Annotated in this window: 16 protein-coding genes; all 16 read left to right on the top strand. The window is 59.0% G+C overall.

Annotated features, from left to right (window positions below):
• Nucleotides 1-187 precede the first annotated feature (187 nt).
• The 16 genes from acpP (at nucleotide 188) to KFS80_RS01340 (ending at nucleotide 14,448) form a co-directional block, all read left to right on the top strand.
• A complete protein-coding gene (acpP, locus tag KFS80_RS01415; RefSeq protein ID WP_003175607.1) occupies nucleotides 188-424 on the top strand; it encodes an acyl carrier protein in 237 nt (78 codons plus the stop codon).
• A 111-nt stretch (nucleotides 425-535) separates the two neighbouring features.
• Nucleotides 536-1,780 (top strand): beta-ketoacyl-ACP synthase II, encoded by a 1,245-nt coding sequence (gene fabF / locus KFS80_RS01410; RefSeq protein ID WP_053122604.1) that lies wholly within the window; start codon nucleotides 536-538, stop codon nucleotides 1,778-1,780.
• Nucleotides 1,780-2,595 carry an aminodeoxychorismate lyase gene (gene pabC, locus KFS80_RS01405; protein WP_212543786.1) on the top strand — a complete coding sequence of 272 codons (816 nt, stop codon included), beginning with the start codon at nucleotides 1,780-1,782 and terminating at the stop codon, nucleotides 2,593-2,595. The genes fabF and pabC overlap by 1 nt, the downstream gene beginning before the upstream one ends.
• A 3-nt stretch (nucleotides 2,596-2,598) precedes the next feature.
• Nucleotides 2,599-3,771 (top strand): endolytic transglycosylase MltG, encoded by a 1,173-nt coding sequence (gene mltG / locus KFS80_RS01400; protein WP_212543785.1) that lies wholly within the window; start codon nucleotides 2,599-2,601, stop codon nucleotides 3,769-3,771.
• 19 nt (nucleotides 3,772-3,790) lie between these two features.
• A complete protein-coding gene (gene tmk, locus KFS80_RS01395; protein ID WP_212543784.1) occupies nucleotides 3,791-4,423 on the top strand; it encodes a dTMP kinase in 633 nt (210 codons plus the stop codon).
• A complete protein-coding gene (locus KFS80_RS01390) occupies nucleotides 4,416-5,399 on the top strand; it encodes a DNA polymerase III subunit delta' (RefSeq protein ID WP_212543783.1) in 984 nt (327 codons plus the stop codon). Before tmk ends, KFS80_RS01390 begins: the two co-directional genes overlap by 8 nt.
• A gap of 42 nt (nucleotides 5,400-5,441) precedes the next feature.
• A complete protein-coding gene (locus tag KFS80_RS01385; protein WP_007950801.1) occupies nucleotides 5,442-5,798 on the top strand; it encodes a PilZ domain-containing protein in 357 nt (118 codons plus the stop codon).
• A gap of 15 nt (nucleotides 5,799-5,813) precedes the next feature.
• The gene (locus KFS80_RS01380; protein ID WP_212543782.1) at nucleotides 5,814-6,605 is read left to right on the top strand and encodes a TatD family hydrolase; all 792 of its coding nucleotides are present in this window, start codon (nucleotides 5,814-5,816) and stop codon (nucleotides 6,603-6,605) included.
• 454 nt (nucleotides 6,606-7,059) lie between these two features.
• Nucleotides 7,060-7,698, top strand: coding sequence for a TetR/AcrR family transcriptional regulator (locus tag KFS80_RS01375; protein ID WP_007908276.1), 639 nt, complete (start codon nucleotides 7,060-7,062; stop codon nucleotides 7,696-7,698).
• A gap of 137 nt (nucleotides 7,699-7,835) precedes the next feature.
• Nucleotides 7,836-8,804 (top strand): GTP 3',8-cyclase MoaA, encoded by a 969-nt coding sequence (locus KFS80_RS01370; protein WP_159811500.1) that lies wholly within the window; start codon nucleotides 7,836-7,838, stop codon nucleotides 8,802-8,804.
• Nucleotides 8,805-8,978: 174 nt separating this feature from the next.
• Nucleotides 8,979-9,584 carry a DUF4823 domain-containing protein gene (locus tag KFS80_RS01365; protein WP_053122582.1) on the top strand — a complete coding sequence of 202 codons (606 nt, stop codon included), beginning with the start codon at nucleotides 8,979-8,981 and terminating at the stop codon, nucleotides 9,582-9,584.
• Between the two features lie 16 nt (nucleotides 9,585-9,600).
• Nucleotides 9,601-10,161: a DUF1285 domain-containing protein gene (locus KFS80_RS01360; RefSeq protein WP_212543781.1), complete on the top strand. Its 561-nt coding sequence runs from the start codon at nucleotides 9,601-9,603 to the stop codon at nucleotides 10,159-10,161.
• 176 nt (nucleotides 10,162-10,337) lie between these two features.
• Nucleotides 10,338-11,054 carry a FadR/GntR family transcriptional regulator gene (locus KFS80_RS01355; protein ID WP_053122577.1) on the top strand — a complete coding sequence of 239 codons (717 nt, stop codon included), beginning with the start codon at nucleotides 10,338-10,340 and terminating at the stop codon, nucleotides 11,052-11,054.
• Nucleotides 11,055-11,199: 145 nt separating this feature from the next.
• A complete protein-coding gene (locus tag KFS80_RS01350; RefSeq protein WP_212543780.1) occupies nucleotides 11,200-12,075 on the top strand; it encodes an SMP-30/gluconolactonase/LRE family protein in 876 nt (291 codons plus the stop codon).
• Nucleotides 12,076-12,346: 271 nt separating this feature from the next.
• Nucleotides 12,347-13,165: an SDR family oxidoreductase gene (locus tag KFS80_RS01345; protein ID WP_159811504.1), complete on the top strand. Its 819-nt coding sequence runs from the start codon at nucleotides 12,347-12,349 to the stop codon at nucleotides 13,163-13,165.
• Between the two features lie 278 nt (nucleotides 13,166-13,443).
• Nucleotides 13,444-14,448, top strand: coding sequence for a substrate-binding domain-containing protein (locus tag KFS80_RS01340; RefSeq protein WP_008087257.1), 1,005 nt, complete (start codon nucleotides 13,444-13,446; stop codon nucleotides 14,446-14,448).
• Nucleotides 14,449-14,501 lie beyond the last annotated feature (53 nt).

The following is a 14,501-nucleotide window of genomic DNA, read 5'->3' as shown; positions in this document are numbered from 1 at the left end:
GACGGATTGCTTCAAAAAAATGTCATACGAGCTGTCTAAAATCCGTTATAAAGCTGCAATCTATTTATAGGCAGAGGGCCACCGGGTTTGAGGAGTGAAGCTTTCAGTTGAAAAGCTGAAAAGTCTTTCTATACACTTACCCACTGGCCAGCTGCCTGAATTTGTCCATTAGGAGTGAAAACAAGGTATGAGCACCATCGAAGAGCGCGTCAAGAAAATCGTTGCCGAGCAACTGGGTGTTAAAGAAGAAGAAGTGGTTAACACCGCTTCCTTCGTAGAAGACCTGGGTGCCGACTCCCTTGACACCGTTGAGCTGGTGATGGCTCTGGAAGAGGAATTCGAGACCGAAATCCCTGACGAAGAAGCTGAGAAGATCACTACTGTACAAGCTGCAATCGACTACGTTACTAGCCACCAGGCGTAATAGTTTGTAATCGTTGTTTGCTGTCATGGAAAAACCGCACTGCCATCATGGCGTGCGGTTTTTTCTTTAGGCCTGATGCAAAGTCGTCGTCATTTGAAAAAGGAGAGTGCTGTGTCGCGTAGACGCGTCGTAGTCACCGGTATGGGTATGTTGTCGCCACTGGGCACGGATGTGCCGAGCAGTTGGCAGGGCATTCTGGCTGGCCGCAGTGGCATTGGTCTGATCGAACACACCGACCTTTCTGCCTATTCCACCCGCTTTGGCGGCTCGGTAAAGGGCTTCAATGTCGAGGAATACCTGTCGGTCAAGGAAGCACGCAAGCTCGACCTGTTCATTCAGTACGGTCTCGCCGCCGGCTTTCAAGCCGTGCGCAACTCCGGTCTGGAAGTCACCGACGCCAACCGTGAACGCATTGGCGTGGCCATGGGTTCGGGTATCGGCGGTCTGACCAACATCGAAGAAACCAGCCGTACCCTGCATGAGACGGGCCCGCGTCGAATCTCGCCATTCTTCGTGCCAGGCTCGATCATCAATATGATTTCGGGTTTTCTGTCCATCCATCTGGGTGCACAGGGGCCTAACTACGCCATCGCCACTGCATGCACCACCGGTACGCACTGCATCGGCATGGCCGCGCGCAACATCATGTACGACGAAGCCGACGTGATGATTGCCGGCGGTGCCGAAATGGCCGCGTGCGGTCTGGGCATGGGCGGCTTCGGCGCGTCCCGTGCGCTGTCGACCCGCAACGACGAGCCAACCCGTGCCAGCCGTCCGTGGGACAAGGGCCGTGACGGTTTCGTCCTGTCCGACGGTGCCGGTGCACTGGTGCTTGAAGAACTCGAACACGCCAAGGCACGTGGCGCGACCATCTACGCCGAGCTGATCGGTTTCGGCACCAGCGGCGATGCGTTCCACATGACCTCGCCACCGGCCGATGGCGCGGGTGCAGCACGCTGCATCACCAATGCGCTACGCGATGCGAAGATCAACGTCGACCAAGTGCAGTACATCAACGCCCACGGCACTTCGACTCCGGCCGGCGACCTTGCCGAAGCCAACGCGATCAAGTCGGTGTTCGGTGAGCACGCCTACAAGCTGGCGGTCAGCTCGACCAAGTCGATGACCGGCCACCTGTTGGGCGCGGCGGGCGCGGTTGAAGCGATCTTCAGCGTGCTGGCGATCAACAGCCAAGTGGCACCACCGACCATCAACCTCGATGAGCCGGACGAAGGCTGCGATCTCGATTTTGTGCCGCACACTGCGCGCAACATGGACATCGATGTCGTGCTGTCCAACTCCTTCGGTTTTGGCGGCACCAACGGCACCCTGGCGTTCCGTCGGTTCGCAGGCTGATGGACTGCTGGGTCGACGGTCAACCGGCTGACGCTCTGTCGCTGAAAGATCGCGGCCTGGCTTACGGCGATGGTCTGTTCGAGACCATTGCTGTGCGTGGCGGCCAACCGATCCTGCTCGATCGGCATCTGACGCGACTGGCCGATGGCTGTTCGCGTCTGGCCATCGCCGCCGATATCGAGTTGATTCGTCATGAGCTGCTGAGCTATGCGGCAGCGATGGGCGAGGGCGTGCTCAAACTCATCCTCACCCGTGGCGACGGTTTGCGCGGTTATGCGCCCGATCCTGCGGCGCCGGGCCGACGCATTCTGCAAGGCAATCCACCGGCGGCTTATCCCGTTGTTCATGCTGAACAAGGCGTTCGCCTGTTTCCGTGCAGCACACGCTTGGCTATCCAGCCGCTGCTTGCCGGACTCAAACACCTCAACCGACTCGAACAAGTAATCGCCCGCGCCGAATGGCAGGACAGCGAGCATGCTGAAGGCTTGATGCTCGATCAGGCTGGTCGGGTCATCGAAGGGGTGTTCAGCAATGTGTTTCTGGTGCGAGACGGTGTGTTGATCACGCCCGATCTGAGACGCTGCGGTGTCGCCGGGGTGATGCGCGCCGAAATATTGTTTCAGGCCGAGTCATTGGCCATCCCCACGCAAATCGCCGACATCAGCCTCGAACAGCTGCAATGGGCTGATGAAGTGTTCCTCTGCAACAGTGTTTATGGCGTGTGGCCGGTACGCGCCTACGCTGCACTGAGCTGGCCGGTTGGCCCGCTCACCCGTAAACTGCAAACCATTGCCCGCGCGCTACTGGATGCCTGATTCGTGAGACGTAAACTTTTGCTGCTGCTGGAAACCGGACTGGTTCTGGCAGGGCTGTTGTTGGGCGCCAGCGCCTGGAAGATTCACTCCGCACTGGAACAACCCCTGAACATCACGCAGGAAGAGCTGCTGGATGTGCCGAAAGGCTCTACCCCCACCCGTACTTTCCTCGAACTCGAAACCGATGGCGTCATCAAGGACGCGTTCTGGCTACGGGTTTACTGGCGCTTCAACCTCGCCGGCACACCGATCCACAGCGGTGAATACCGCATGCAGCCGGGCATGACCGTTAACGGTCTGATCGATTCGTGGAAGCGCGGCGACGTGGTTCAGTACAGCCTGACCCTGGTCGAGGGCTGGAACTTCCATCAAGTGCGTGCTGCATTGGCCAAGGACGAGAAAATCGAGCAGACCCTGAGCGGTTTGAGCGACAGCGACGTAATGGCGAAGATTGGCCACAAAGGCCTGTTTCCGGAAGGGCGTTTCTTCCCTGACACCTACCGCTTCGTGCGCGGTATGACCGATGCCGAGTTGCTGAAAAAGTCCTTCGACCGTCTCGATGAAGTGCTGTCCAGCGAATGGGAAAAACGTGCGTCTGATGTGCCTTACCGGGAGCCATATCAAGCGCTGATCATGGCCTCGCTGGTCGAAAAAGAAACCGGCGTCCCGCAAGAGCGCGGGCAGATTGCCGGGGTCTTCGTACGGCGGATGGCGTTGGGCATGCAGTTGCAGACCGACCCGACGGTGATCTACGGTTTGGGTGATCGCTACACCGGCAAGCTGACCCGCGCGCATTTGAAAGAGCCGACGCCTTACAACACCTATGTGATTCCCGGCCTGCCGCCGACGCCAATTGCGATGGTCGGGCGTGAAGCGATTCATGCGGCGCTGAATCCGGTCGATGGCACCAGCCTGTATTTCGTCGCGCGTGGCGACGGCAGTCATGTGTTCTCGGATGATCTCGATGCGCATAACGCGGCGGTGCGTGAGTTTCAGCTCAAGCGTCGTGCGGATTATCGTTCCAGCCCGGCGCCTGCAGTTACACCGGAATCTGCGCAAGATCCGATTCCTGCAGCATCACCGGATACCGCGCCGGAAGCGTTGCCGCAAGTTCCCGCCGAGGAACCTGCGCCAACCCCGGCACCTGACGCCGCTGCACCCTCTAACGCGCAATGACTTTGACTAAGGACTGCCTGTGACTGGCTTGTTTATTACTCTGGAAGGCCCGGAAGGCGCCGGCAAAAGTACCAACCGCGAATACCTCGCCGAGCGTTTGCGCGCCGCCGGTATCGAAGTGGTGCTGACCCGTGAGCCCGGCGGTACGCCACTGGCCGAGCGGATCCGCGACGTGCTGCTGACCCCGGCCGACGAAGTCATGAACCCGGATGCCGAGTTGTTGCTGGTGTTCGCGGCGCGCGCTCAGCACTTGGCCGAAGTGATTCGTCCGGCGCTGGCCCGCGGTGCAGTGGTGCTGTGCGACCGTTTCACCGATTCGACGTATGCCTATCAGGGCGGCGGTCGTGGCTTGTCGCTGGAGCGCATCGCCACGCTGGAGAACTTCGTGCAGGGCGATCTGCGTCCTGACCTGACCTTGATTTTCGATCTGCCGGTGGAAATCGGCCTCGCTCGCGCCAGCGCCCGTGGTCGTCTCGATCGTTTCGAGCTGGAAGGCCGGGCGTTTTTCGAGGCGGTGCGCAATGCGTTTCTGAAGCGCGCTGAAGCCGATCCTGCGCGCTATGTGCGCATCGACGCCGGCCAACCATTGGCCAAGGTTCAGCAATCGCTGGATACCTTGCTGCCGAACTTGCTGGAGCTGGCCCGTGGCTGAGGCCTACCCATGGCAGGACAGCCTCTGGCAGCAACTGGCCGGGCGTAAGCAGCACGCGCACGCGTATTTGCTGCACGGCCCGGCCGGGATCGGCAAGCGCGCGCTGGCCGAGCGCTTGATGGCGAGCCTGCTGTGCCAGCGTCCGACCCCGGAAGCGTGCGGCGAGTGCAAATCCTGCATGCTGCTCAGGGCCGGCAGTCATCCGGATAATTACATCCTCGAACCGGAAGAGGCCGACAAGGCGATCAAAGTCGATCAGGTGCGTGATCTGGTCAGTTTCGTGGTGCAAACCGCGCAACTGGGCGGGCGCAAAGTGGTGCTGATCGAGCCGGTCGAGGCGATGAACATCAACGCCGCCAACGCCTTGCTGAAAAGCCTTGAAGAACCGTCCGGCGATACTGTGTTGCTGTTGGTCAGCCATCAGACCAGCCGTTTGCTGGCGACGATCAAAAGTCGTTGCGTGCAACAGGCCTGTCCGCTGCCGAGCGAGGCGATGAGCCTGCAATGGCTGGCTCAGGCGTTGCCGGACTGTTCGGAAGATGAGCGTGTCGAACTGCTGACGCTGGCGGCCGGTTCGCCCTTGATGGCGGTCAGTCTTCAATCCCAGGGTGCGCGCGAACAGCGCGCGCAAGTGGTCGAAGGCGTGAAGAAGTTGCTCAAACAGCAGCAATCGCCGACGCAACTGGCCGAAGAGTGGAAAAGCATTCCGATGCTGCGCCTGTTCGACTGGTTCTGCGACTGGTCGAGCCTGATCCTGCGTTATCAACTGACTCAGGATGAAGCGGGCCTCGGCCTGACCGATATGCGTAAAGTTGTGCAGTACCTGGCGCAGAAAAGTGCGCAGGGCAAAGTCCTCGAGATTCAGGACTGGATTCTCGCGCAGCGGCAGAAAGTCATGAGCAAGGCCAACCTCAATCCGGCGTTGCTGCTGGAGGCATTGTTGGTGCAATGGGCGGGATTGCCTGGCCAAAGATAAGAATGTGTACCTAGACTCTGAACATCAGCAGTGGAGGTCAACATGAATGAACCCGTCAGCCCGGGGCCGCGTAATGGCATCTTGTCCCTGACCATCAAGGACAAGTCGGTGCTTTACGCCGCCTACATGCCGTTCATCAAGAACGGCGGTCTGTTCATCCCGACCAACAAGAGCTACAAGTTGGGCGACGAGGTGTTCATGCTGCTGAACCTGATGGACGAGGCGGAGAAGATTCCGGTGGCCGGCAAGGTCGCCTGGATCACGCCCAAAGGTGCGCAGGGCAATCGCGCCGCCGGTGTCGGCGTGCAGTTTAATGATGGCGACAACACCGCGCGCAGTCGCATCGAAACCCATCTGGCCGGAGCCCTCAAGTCCGACCGTCCCACTCATACGATGTAAGTAGCCGTCCTTTTTATGCTCGTAGATTCCCATTGTCACCTTGATCGCCTCGACCTCGCCGCCCATGACGGTTCGCTGGATGCCGCACTCGATGCCGCCCGGCAGCGCGGGGTAGGGCACTTTCTGTGCATCGGCGTCAGTGCCGACAACGCTGCCGACGTCAAAGCCCTTGCTGAGCGTTACGACGACGTCGATTGCTCGGTCGGCGTGCATCCGCTGGATGTGCAGCCGGGCGCTGCGCCTGCGCTGGATTGGTTGCTGCACGAACTCAATCACTCGAAAGTGGTGGCGATCGGCGAAACCGGTCTGGACTATCACTACGAGCCGGAAGCCGCTGAGTTGCAGCAGGAGTCATTTCGTCTGCACCTGCAAGCGGCTCAGCAGACGGGCAAACCGGTGATCATCCACACCCGTGGCGCGCGGGCCGATACCCTCGAATTGTTGCGCGAAGCGGCGTTGCCTCAGGCCGGTGTGCTGCATTGCTTCACCGAAGACTGGAACATGGCCAAGGCTGCGCTGGACATGGGTTATTACATTTCCCTGTCGGGGATCGTCACGTTCCGCAATGCCGATGCGTTGCGCGATGTCGCGAGCAAAGTCCCGGCGGATCGCTTGCTGGTGGAAACCGACTCGCCGTACCTGGCGCCGATCCCGTACCGCGGCAAGCCAAACCTGCCGCAATACGTGCGTGAAGTCGCGGAATTCCTCGCGATGCTGCGCGGTGAGAACTACGAGCGCTTTGCCGAGCAGACCACCGAGAACTTCAAACGCCTGTTCCCGCTGGCCTCCGTTAAATCTGCCATGTAGGAGCTGCCGCAGGCTGCGATCTTTTGATCTTGATTTTGACAGGCAAGGGCAAAAGATCGCAGCCTGCGGCAGCTCCTACAGGTGTGATGTTCGGGTAGCTTGGGTAAGGGTCAAATCGCAGGCAAAAAAAACCCGGGTTCTGGGGGGTGAATCCGGGTTAAGACCATTAGGAGTAAAACAAAGGCACGCGGTCCGTTGGTACCTTTATCGGCGCGACACTTGGGGGAGATGTCGCCCGACAGTTCAAGTATTGATCAGTCTGGCGTGCAGTCCAGTGAGCCGGTCGGGGTTTTTAAACAAATTTGGAATACGTTTGCTTCAGTTGAGTTCTCATTGCGTCCAAAACGTTCTCAAAATGAACAAGAAACGCAGATATGGTCGGATGATCCGTGCATTTTTGCGCAAGTTAGGCATAATACGCGGCTTCGAATTTTGACCCTTCAGACCTTTTCTTATGCACAAAGAACCTCGTAAGGTCCGTGAGTTTCGTCGCCGCGAGCAAGAAATTCTCGATACCGCGCTCAAGCTGTTCCTCGACCAAGGTGAAGACAGTGTCACCGTCGAGATGATTGCTGATGCCGTCGGTATCGGCAAAGGCACGATCTACAAGCACTTCAAATCCAAGGCGGAAATCTACCTGCGCCTGATGCTCGATTACGAGCGCGATTTGAACGAGCTGCTGCATTCGGCCGACGTCGACAAGGACAAGGAAGCGCTGTCCCGCGCCTATTTCGAATTCCGCATGCGCGACCCGCAGCGCTATCGCCTGTTCGATCGCCTCGAAGAGAAGGTGGTCAAGGGCAATCAAGTGCCGGAAATGGTCGAAGAGCTGCACAAGATCCGTGCCTCGAACTTCGAACGTCTGACCCTGTTGATCAAGGGCCGCATCAGCGAAGGCAAACTCGAAGACGTGCCGCCGTACTTCCACTACTGCGCATCCTGGGCGCTGGTGCACGGCGCGGTGGCGCTGTATCACTCGCCGTTCTGGAGCAACGTGCTGGAAGATCAGGAAGGTTTCTTCCAGTTCCTGATGGACATTGGCGTGCGCATGGGCAACAAGCGCAAGCGCGACCCGGAAACCCCAAGCAGCTGAGCCATTCAGCCGCCTTATTGCGCCATGATTTCGCTACATGTCGCAGTACCGCAGGAATATACTCAGGCATAGGGCTTGCTAAAACTTGATTTGTGAGTCAAGTTTTAGCGGCTCGAAATTTTTCCGCCGGAGTGATCATGATCGTTGACCGTCAAGGCAGGCGTTTTCGCAATTTGCGCATCAGCCTGACCTCAGCCTGCAATTACGCGTGTACCTACTGCGTGCCCAACGGCAAGCGGCTGGTGGCTGCGCAGGATGAACTGTCGGCCGAAGCCATGGCGCGCGGCGTTGAGTACCTGATCGAAGCGGCCGGTATCGAGCGCTTGCGCATCACCGGCGGCGAGCCGCTGGTCAGCCCGAAACTCGAATCGTTCATGACCGCCGTCGGCAAGATGGGCCTGGAAGACATCAGCCTGACCACCAACGGCCAACTTCTCGCCAAGAAACTCCCGCTGCTGGTCGATGCCGGTATACGCCGGATCAACGTGTCCCTCGATACCCTCGACGCTGGCGCTTTCCGCAGCATCGCCCGTGGCGGCGATCTGGCCACCGTGCTTGATGGCATGGATCAAGCCGCCGCCGCGGGGATGAAGATCAAGGTCAACATGGTGCCGTTGCGCGGGCAGAACCTTGATCAAGTGATGCCGCTGCTTGATTACTGTCTGCAACGAGGTTTCGAACTGCGCTTCATCGAATTGATGCGCATGGGCCACCTGGCCAAAGACTCCAATGCCTTCCTGCAACAATTCGTCAGCCTTGAGCAATTGCTCAGCCTGATCGGCGAGCGCTACGAGTATGCGCAGACTGATGCGCCGATCGATGCCACCGCTGTGCGCTATGCGATTCCTGGCCTGGGCAACTTCGGCGTGATCGCCAACGAAAGCGTGCCGTTCTGTCGGACATGCTCGCGCTTGCGACTGTCGTCGACGGGTTGGCTGCATGGCTGCCTGTCGTCGAGCAACCGCCACTATGTCGGTGATCTGCTTGATAAGCCGCGTCATCAGGCGTTGCCAGCGCTGCAGCGTTTGTTGGTCAAGGCGTTGGGCGACAAGCAGGAAGTGGCGTTCTCTGGCGGTGCGACCGTCATGAAGATTATCGGCGGCTGATCAGCCGCTTTCGCGAGCAAGCCCGCTCCCACCTTGGAATGTGTTCCTGTGTGGGAGCGGGCTTGCTCGCGAATACGATCTAACTAACAACACAACGAAAAAACAGAGCTGGCGCAAAAGCTGCATCCAACGGCCATTCGCCGGTTTTCCGTCACCGGCCTCTGGAGGAATAGGATGCGTAGCCTGGTTTTGCTGCTGGCCGTTTTGGCGCTTGGCGGCTGTATGACTGTCAGCGATATGGCCGAAGGCACTCGCTACCAGATGAGCGACGCCGGTTTGCTCGATCACAGCGACAGCCGTCGCGTGAACAACTTCCGCATTCAGCCTGATTCGTTCATCTACATCGCCCAAGGCGCGTTCGCCCCGCCGGGCGGTTCTTACCCTCGTCCAAACGTGGTCGCCGAAGAAGCCTTCAAGGGTTTCGTCGAATACTTCCCGATGGTGCGCCGCGCTCGCGCGCCGGAAGGCCTCGATCAAGCGATGGGCGAAGCACGCGATGCCGGTGCTCATTACCTGCTGTACACGCGTTTCGCCAAGGCTGACGATCGCATTGGTAACTCTGATGAATGGCTCGATGAAGAAGCGGTCGACCGTCTCGGCATTGACGGTGGCGTGATTCAGATCATGTTGATCGAGACCAGCACCCAGTATTTGATTGATACTGCACGCATCAAAAGTCGTGGCGGTTTACTGACGTTCCACGACAATAAACCCGAAGACCTCATTGGCCCGCCGCTGGCACAGTACGCGCGCAGCCTGTTGGGGATCGGCGACCAATAAATTCAAGGAGAACGCCATGAGTGGCCCGCAAAAAGCCAATGACCTGTTGGGACAAATCCCCAAAACCAAAGGCTTGCCGCCGGTGCACTTGTGGAACCCGGACTTCTGCGGCGACATCGACATGCGCATCGCCCGCGACGGCACCTGGTATTACCTGGGCACGCCGATCGGGCGCAAACCGATGGTCAAACTGTTCTCGACGATCATGCGCCGCGATGGCGATGATTATTTCCTGATTACCCCGGTCGAGAAGGTCGGGATCAAGGTCGACGACGCGCCGTTTGTGGCGATTGCCGTTGAGGTGGAAGGCGAGGGTGAGGCGCAGCTTTTGCGTTTTACCACCAATGTGGATGAGACGGCTGAGGCCGGGCCTGAGCATCCGATCCGCGTCGAGATTGATCCGACGACGCAAGAGCCTGCACCTTATGTGCATGTGCGTACCAATCTTGAGGCGTTGATTCACCGCAATGTGTTCTACCAAATGGTGGAATTGGCGGTCAGCCGCGAAATCGATGGCCAGCGCTGGCTGGGCGTGTGGAGCGGCGGCGAGTTCTTCCGCATCGGCCTCGAACCCTGAGACACACATCCCCCCTGTAGGAGTGAGCCTGCTCGCGATAGCGGTTGATCAGTCAATCCTTGTGGTGACTGACACTCCGCAATCGCGAGCAGGCTCACTCCTACAGGGGATTTTGTTGACACCCAATCATATGATGATTAGCTTTACCACCCATCGCACTCCGCTTTGAGGTGTTCATGTCCAGCAGCTTCCACGCATCCACGGTTGACTGGCTCGGCAGCTGGATCGCCGCCGGCCAGGTCAAACCTGGGCAGACCATCAAGGTCGAGGCGGATCTGGGTGAACAGCTCGGCGTCAGTCGCACGGTGATCCGCGAAGCAATCAAAACCCTCGTCGCCAAAGGCATGCTCGAAGTCGGGCCGAAAGTTGGCACCCGCGTGCTGCCGGTTCGGCGCTGGAATCTGTTCGATCCGCAAGTCGTCGGTTGGCTGTCGCGCAACGGCTTGCCGGAAAACTTCGTCGATGACCTGCTTGATCTGCGCCGCACCATCGAACCGATGGCCGTACGCTGGGCCTGCGAACGCGCCACCTTCGAACAGATCGAAGCCGTTCAACTGGCCTACAACGCCCTCGAACGCGCGGTCGACAGCGGCATCGATTACAACCGCGCCGATCAGGTCTTTCACGAATGCATCCTCGCGGCCAGTCACAATCAATTCATTGAACAAATGGTGCCGGCGCTCGGCGCGTTGTTGGCGGTGTCGTTTGAAGTGTCTGCCGCCGATCCCGATGAACTGCGCCGCACATTACCGATCCACAAAGACATGGCCGACGCCATCGCTGCCCGGGATTCCGCACGAGGTGTGTGGGCGTGCATGACTTTGATCGATAACGCCGACCTGGCGATCAAACGTTTTTACCCGAAAGTCATGGCCGACAAAAAAGCCAGCTGAACACACAAAGACCCATTGTAGGAGCAAGGCTTGCCCGCGAATGCGTAGTGTCAGTCAGCCAAGATGCCGGATCAAACGGCCTCTTCGCGGGCAAGCCTTGCTCCTACAAATCTGTGTGCAAAACAACAATAACTGAGGAATGGATATGCCGTGCACCGCCCTGACCCAACACCGCGCCCAACTCGGTGAAGGCCCGTTCTGGGACGCGCCGACCCAGGCGTTGTACTGGGTCGACATCGCCGGCAAACAGGCCCTGCGCCTGATCGGCCAGAACGTACAAATCTGGCAAATGCCCGAGCACGTTTCCGCGTTCATCCCCTGCGCCAGCGGCGATGCGTTGGTCACGCTCAGCAGCGGCGTCTATCGCCTCGACCTCGATTCCCCCGGCCTCGAACCGCGCCTGACCCTGTTCTGCGTCGCCGACCCGCAACCCGGCAATCGTCCCAACGAAGCGCGTTGCGATGGCCAAGGCCGTTTGTGGCTCGGCACCATGCAAAACAACATCGGCGAAAATGGCGAAGACCTGCCGATCACTCGCCGCTCCGGTGGCCTGTTCCGCGTCGATGCGGATCAACGCGTCACGCCATTGCTGCGCGGTTTGGGCATTCCCAACACGCTGCTGTGGAGTGACGACGGCACCACAGTTCTGTTCGGCGACAGCATGGACAGCACGCTACATCGCTATTTCATTCAAACGGACGGCCATCTCGGTGCCGCCGAAACCTGGTACGGCCCCGACCAACAGGGCGGCCCGGACGGTTCGGCGATGGACGCCGAAGGTTACGTGTGGAATGCCCGTTGGGATGGCAGCTGCCTGCTGCGCCTGACGCCTGAGGGCAAAGTCGAGCGCAAAATCGAGTTGCCTGTCAGCCGCCCGACCAGTTGCGTGTTCGGTGGCGATGACCTGAAAACACTGTACATCACCAGCGCCCAGAGCCCGCACAACCATCCTCTGGACGGTGCAGTGCTGTCGATGCGCGTTGATGTACCGGGAAAACTCTGTACGCGCTTTGCTGGTTAAATCCCAAAATATGGGATGCAAAATTATATATTGAGATTATTTGGCCGACGGGTTTATAGTCGGCTCCAGCAGTAACACGCACTCACACTTAAAAAGAACAAAACAGGTGAAGTGATGCAGCGAATCTCCATCGCACTCCCACGCGGAGTCCGCGTCTCGCAACGGCCCCATGCCGTCAGCGCCGCCTGCCTGTTTTGTTTCAAACGCCTTCCGAACCGGACATCGTCAGCTGTCCGGTTTTTTTGTGCTTGCGGAACAGGAGTCGAGATCCATGGCTGAACCCCTTTCCCTGCCGCCGGTGCCTGCACCGCCGAAGGGCGAGCGTCTGAAAGACAAAGTGGTCTTGCTGACCGGCGCTGCGCAAGGCATCGGTGAAGCGATCGTTGCTGCGTTTGCCTCGCAGCAAGCGAAACTGCTGATCAGCGATATTCAGGCCGAAAAAGTTGAGAAGGTTGCCGCCCACTGGCGCGAGCAGGGCTGTGACGTGCAGGCGCTCAAGGCTGATGTGTCGCGCCAGCACGATCTGCACGCGATGGCCAAACGCGCCGTTGAGCTGCACGGGCGTATCGACGTGCTGGTCAACTGCGCCGGGGTCAACGTGTTTCGTGATCCGCTGGAAATGACCGATGAAGACTGGCATCGCTGCTTCGCCATCGACCTCGATGGTGCCTGGTTCGGCTGCAAAGCCGTGCTGCCGCAGATGATTGAGCAGGGTGTCGGCAGCATCATCAACATCGCCTCGACCCATTCCAGCCACATCATTCCCGGCTGCTTCCCGTACCCGGTGGCCAAACATGGTTTGCTTGGGCTGACCCGCGCCCTCGGCATCGAATACGCGGCGAAAGGCATTCGCGTCAACGCCATCGCGCCGGGCTACATCGAAACCCAATTGAATGTTGATTACTGGAACGGTTTCGCCGACCCGCACGCCGAACGTCAGCGCGCCTTCGATCTGCACCCGCCGAAACGCATCGGTCAGCCGCTGGAAGTGGCGATGACTGCGGTGTTTCTGGCCAGTGATGAAGCACCGTTTATCAACGCGTCATGCATCACCATCGATGGTGGCCGCTCGGTGATGTACCACGACTGAGCGCTGCAGCTTTCACGCGGATAGATCCGGGTGAAATCCAATCATCATACGATATGACTATTTTCAACAGGCTTTGCAGCAGTACGTGTCACGCCACCACACCTGTGGCGAGGGAGCTTGCTCCCGCTCGGCTGCGCAGCAGTCGTAAATTCGGGCTATGCGGTATGTCTGATTGACCGAGGTAACCGGTTTTAGGGCCGCTTCGCAGCCCAGCGGGAGCAAGCTCCCTCGCCACAAGCTGTTTAATTTGCTCAAAAAAAATAACAAGGAGTCAGCTTATGAAACGTCGTTTCGGGATTCGTACCCTGTGCACTACCGCCCTGGCGGTCACTGCATTCAGCCTGAGCAGTTCGCTGCTCGCTGCCGACACCGTGAAAATCGGTTTTCTGGTCAAGCAGGCGGAGGAGCCGTGGTTCCAGACCGAGTGGGCTTTCGCCGAGAAAGCCGCCAAGGACAAGGGCTTCGAACTGATCAAGATCGCCGTGCCGGATGGCGAGAAAACCCTATCCGCCATCGACAGTCTCGCCGCCAACGGTGCCAAGGGCTTCGTGATCTGCCCGCCGGACGTGTCGCTCGGCCCGGCGATCATGGCCAAAGCCAAACTCAATGACCTGAAAGTGATTGCCGTCGACGACCGTTTTGTCGACGCCAACGGCAAGTTCATGGAAGACGTGCCGTACCTCGGCATGGCTGCGTTTGAAGTCGGCCAGAAGCAAGGCAACGCGATGGTCGCCGAAGCGAAAAAACGCAACTGGGACTGGAAAGACACCTACGCGGTGGTCAACACCTACAACGAACTCGACACCGGCAAGAAGCGCACCGACGGCTCGGTGAAATCCCTTGAAGACGCCGGCATGCCGAAGGATCACATCCTCTTCGCCGCGCTGAAAACCCTCGACGTACCGGGCAGCATGGACGCCACCAACTCGGCGCTGGTGAAACTGCCGAGCGCGGCGAAAAACCTGATCATCGGCGGCATGAACGACAACACCGTGCTCGGCGGCGTGCGCGCTACCGAAGCTGCCGGTTTTGCTGCGACCAACGTGATCGGCATCGGCATCAACGGCACCGACGCCATTGGCGAACTGAAAAAGCCTAACAGCGGCTTCTTCGGCTCGATGCTGCCGAGCCCGCACATCGAAGGCTACAAAACCGCCGAGATGATGTACGAGTGGGTCACCACCGGCAAAGAACCGCCGAAGTACACCGCCATGGACGACGTCACCCTGATCACCCGCGAGAACTTCAAGCAAGAGCTGGAAAAAATCGGCTTGTGGAACTGATGCAGCGACGGCCCGGGCAGCCGGGCCGTTTTTCGGTGTGAAGAGGTGGCTTT

Source organism: Pseudomonas rustica (genome assembly GCF_018336155.1).
GTDB classification, from domain to species: Bacteria; Pseudomonadota; Gammaproteobacteria; order Pseudomonadales; family Pseudomonadaceae; genus Aquipseudomonas; species Aquipseudomonas rustica.
Note: the sequence above shows the minus strand (reverse complement) of the source record. Positions and strands in the feature narration are given on the sequence as shown.

Bases quoted from the DNA above. Each gene is read 5' to 3' on its own strand.
- acpP (WP_003175607.1), top strand. From the start codon at position 188: ATGAGCACCATCGAAGAGCGCGTCAAGAAAATCGTTGCCGAGCAACTG.
- pabC (WP_212543786.1), top strand. From the start codon at position 1,780: ATGGACTGCTGGGTCGACGGTCAACCGGCTGACGCTCTGTCGCTGAAA.
- KFS80_RS01385 (WP_007950801.1), top strand. From the start codon at position 5,442: ATGAATGAACCCGTCAGCCCGGGGCCGCGTAATGGCATCTTGTCCCTG.
- KFS80_RS01380 (WP_212543782.1), top strand. From the start codon at position 5,814: ATGCTCGTAGATTCCCATTGTCACCTTGATCGCCTCGACCTCGCCGCC.
- KFS80_RS01375 (WP_007908276.1), top strand. From the start codon at position 7,060: ATGCACAAAGAACCTCGTAAGGTCCGTGAGTTTCGTCGCCGCGAGCAA.
- KFS80_RS01370 (WP_159811500.1), top strand. From the start codon at position 7,836: ATGATCGTTGACCGTCAAGGCAGGCGTTTTCGCAATTTGCGCATCAGC.
- KFS80_RS01365 (WP_053122582.1), top strand. From the start codon at position 8,979: ATGCGTAGCCTGGTTTTGCTGCTGGCCGTTTTGGCGCTTGGCGGCTGT.
- KFS80_RS01360 (WP_212543781.1), top strand. From the start codon at position 9,601: ATGAGTGGCCCGCAAAAAGCCAATGACCTGTTGGGACAAATCCCCAAA.
- KFS80_RS01355 (WP_053122577.1), top strand. From the start codon at position 10,338: ATGTCCAGCAGCTTCCACGCATCCACGGTTGACTGGCTCGGCAGCTGG.
- KFS80_RS01350 (WP_212543780.1), top strand. From the start codon at position 11,200: ATGCCGTGCACCGCCCTGACCCAACACCGCGCCCAACTCGGTGAAGGC.
- KFS80_RS01345 (WP_159811504.1), top strand. From the start codon at position 12,347: ATGGCTGAACCCCTTTCCCTGCCGCCGGTGCCTGCACCGCCGAAGGGC.
- KFS80_RS01340 (WP_008087257.1), top strand. From the start codon at position 13,444: ATGAAACGTCGTTTCGGGATTCGTACCCTGTGCACTACCGCCCTGGCG.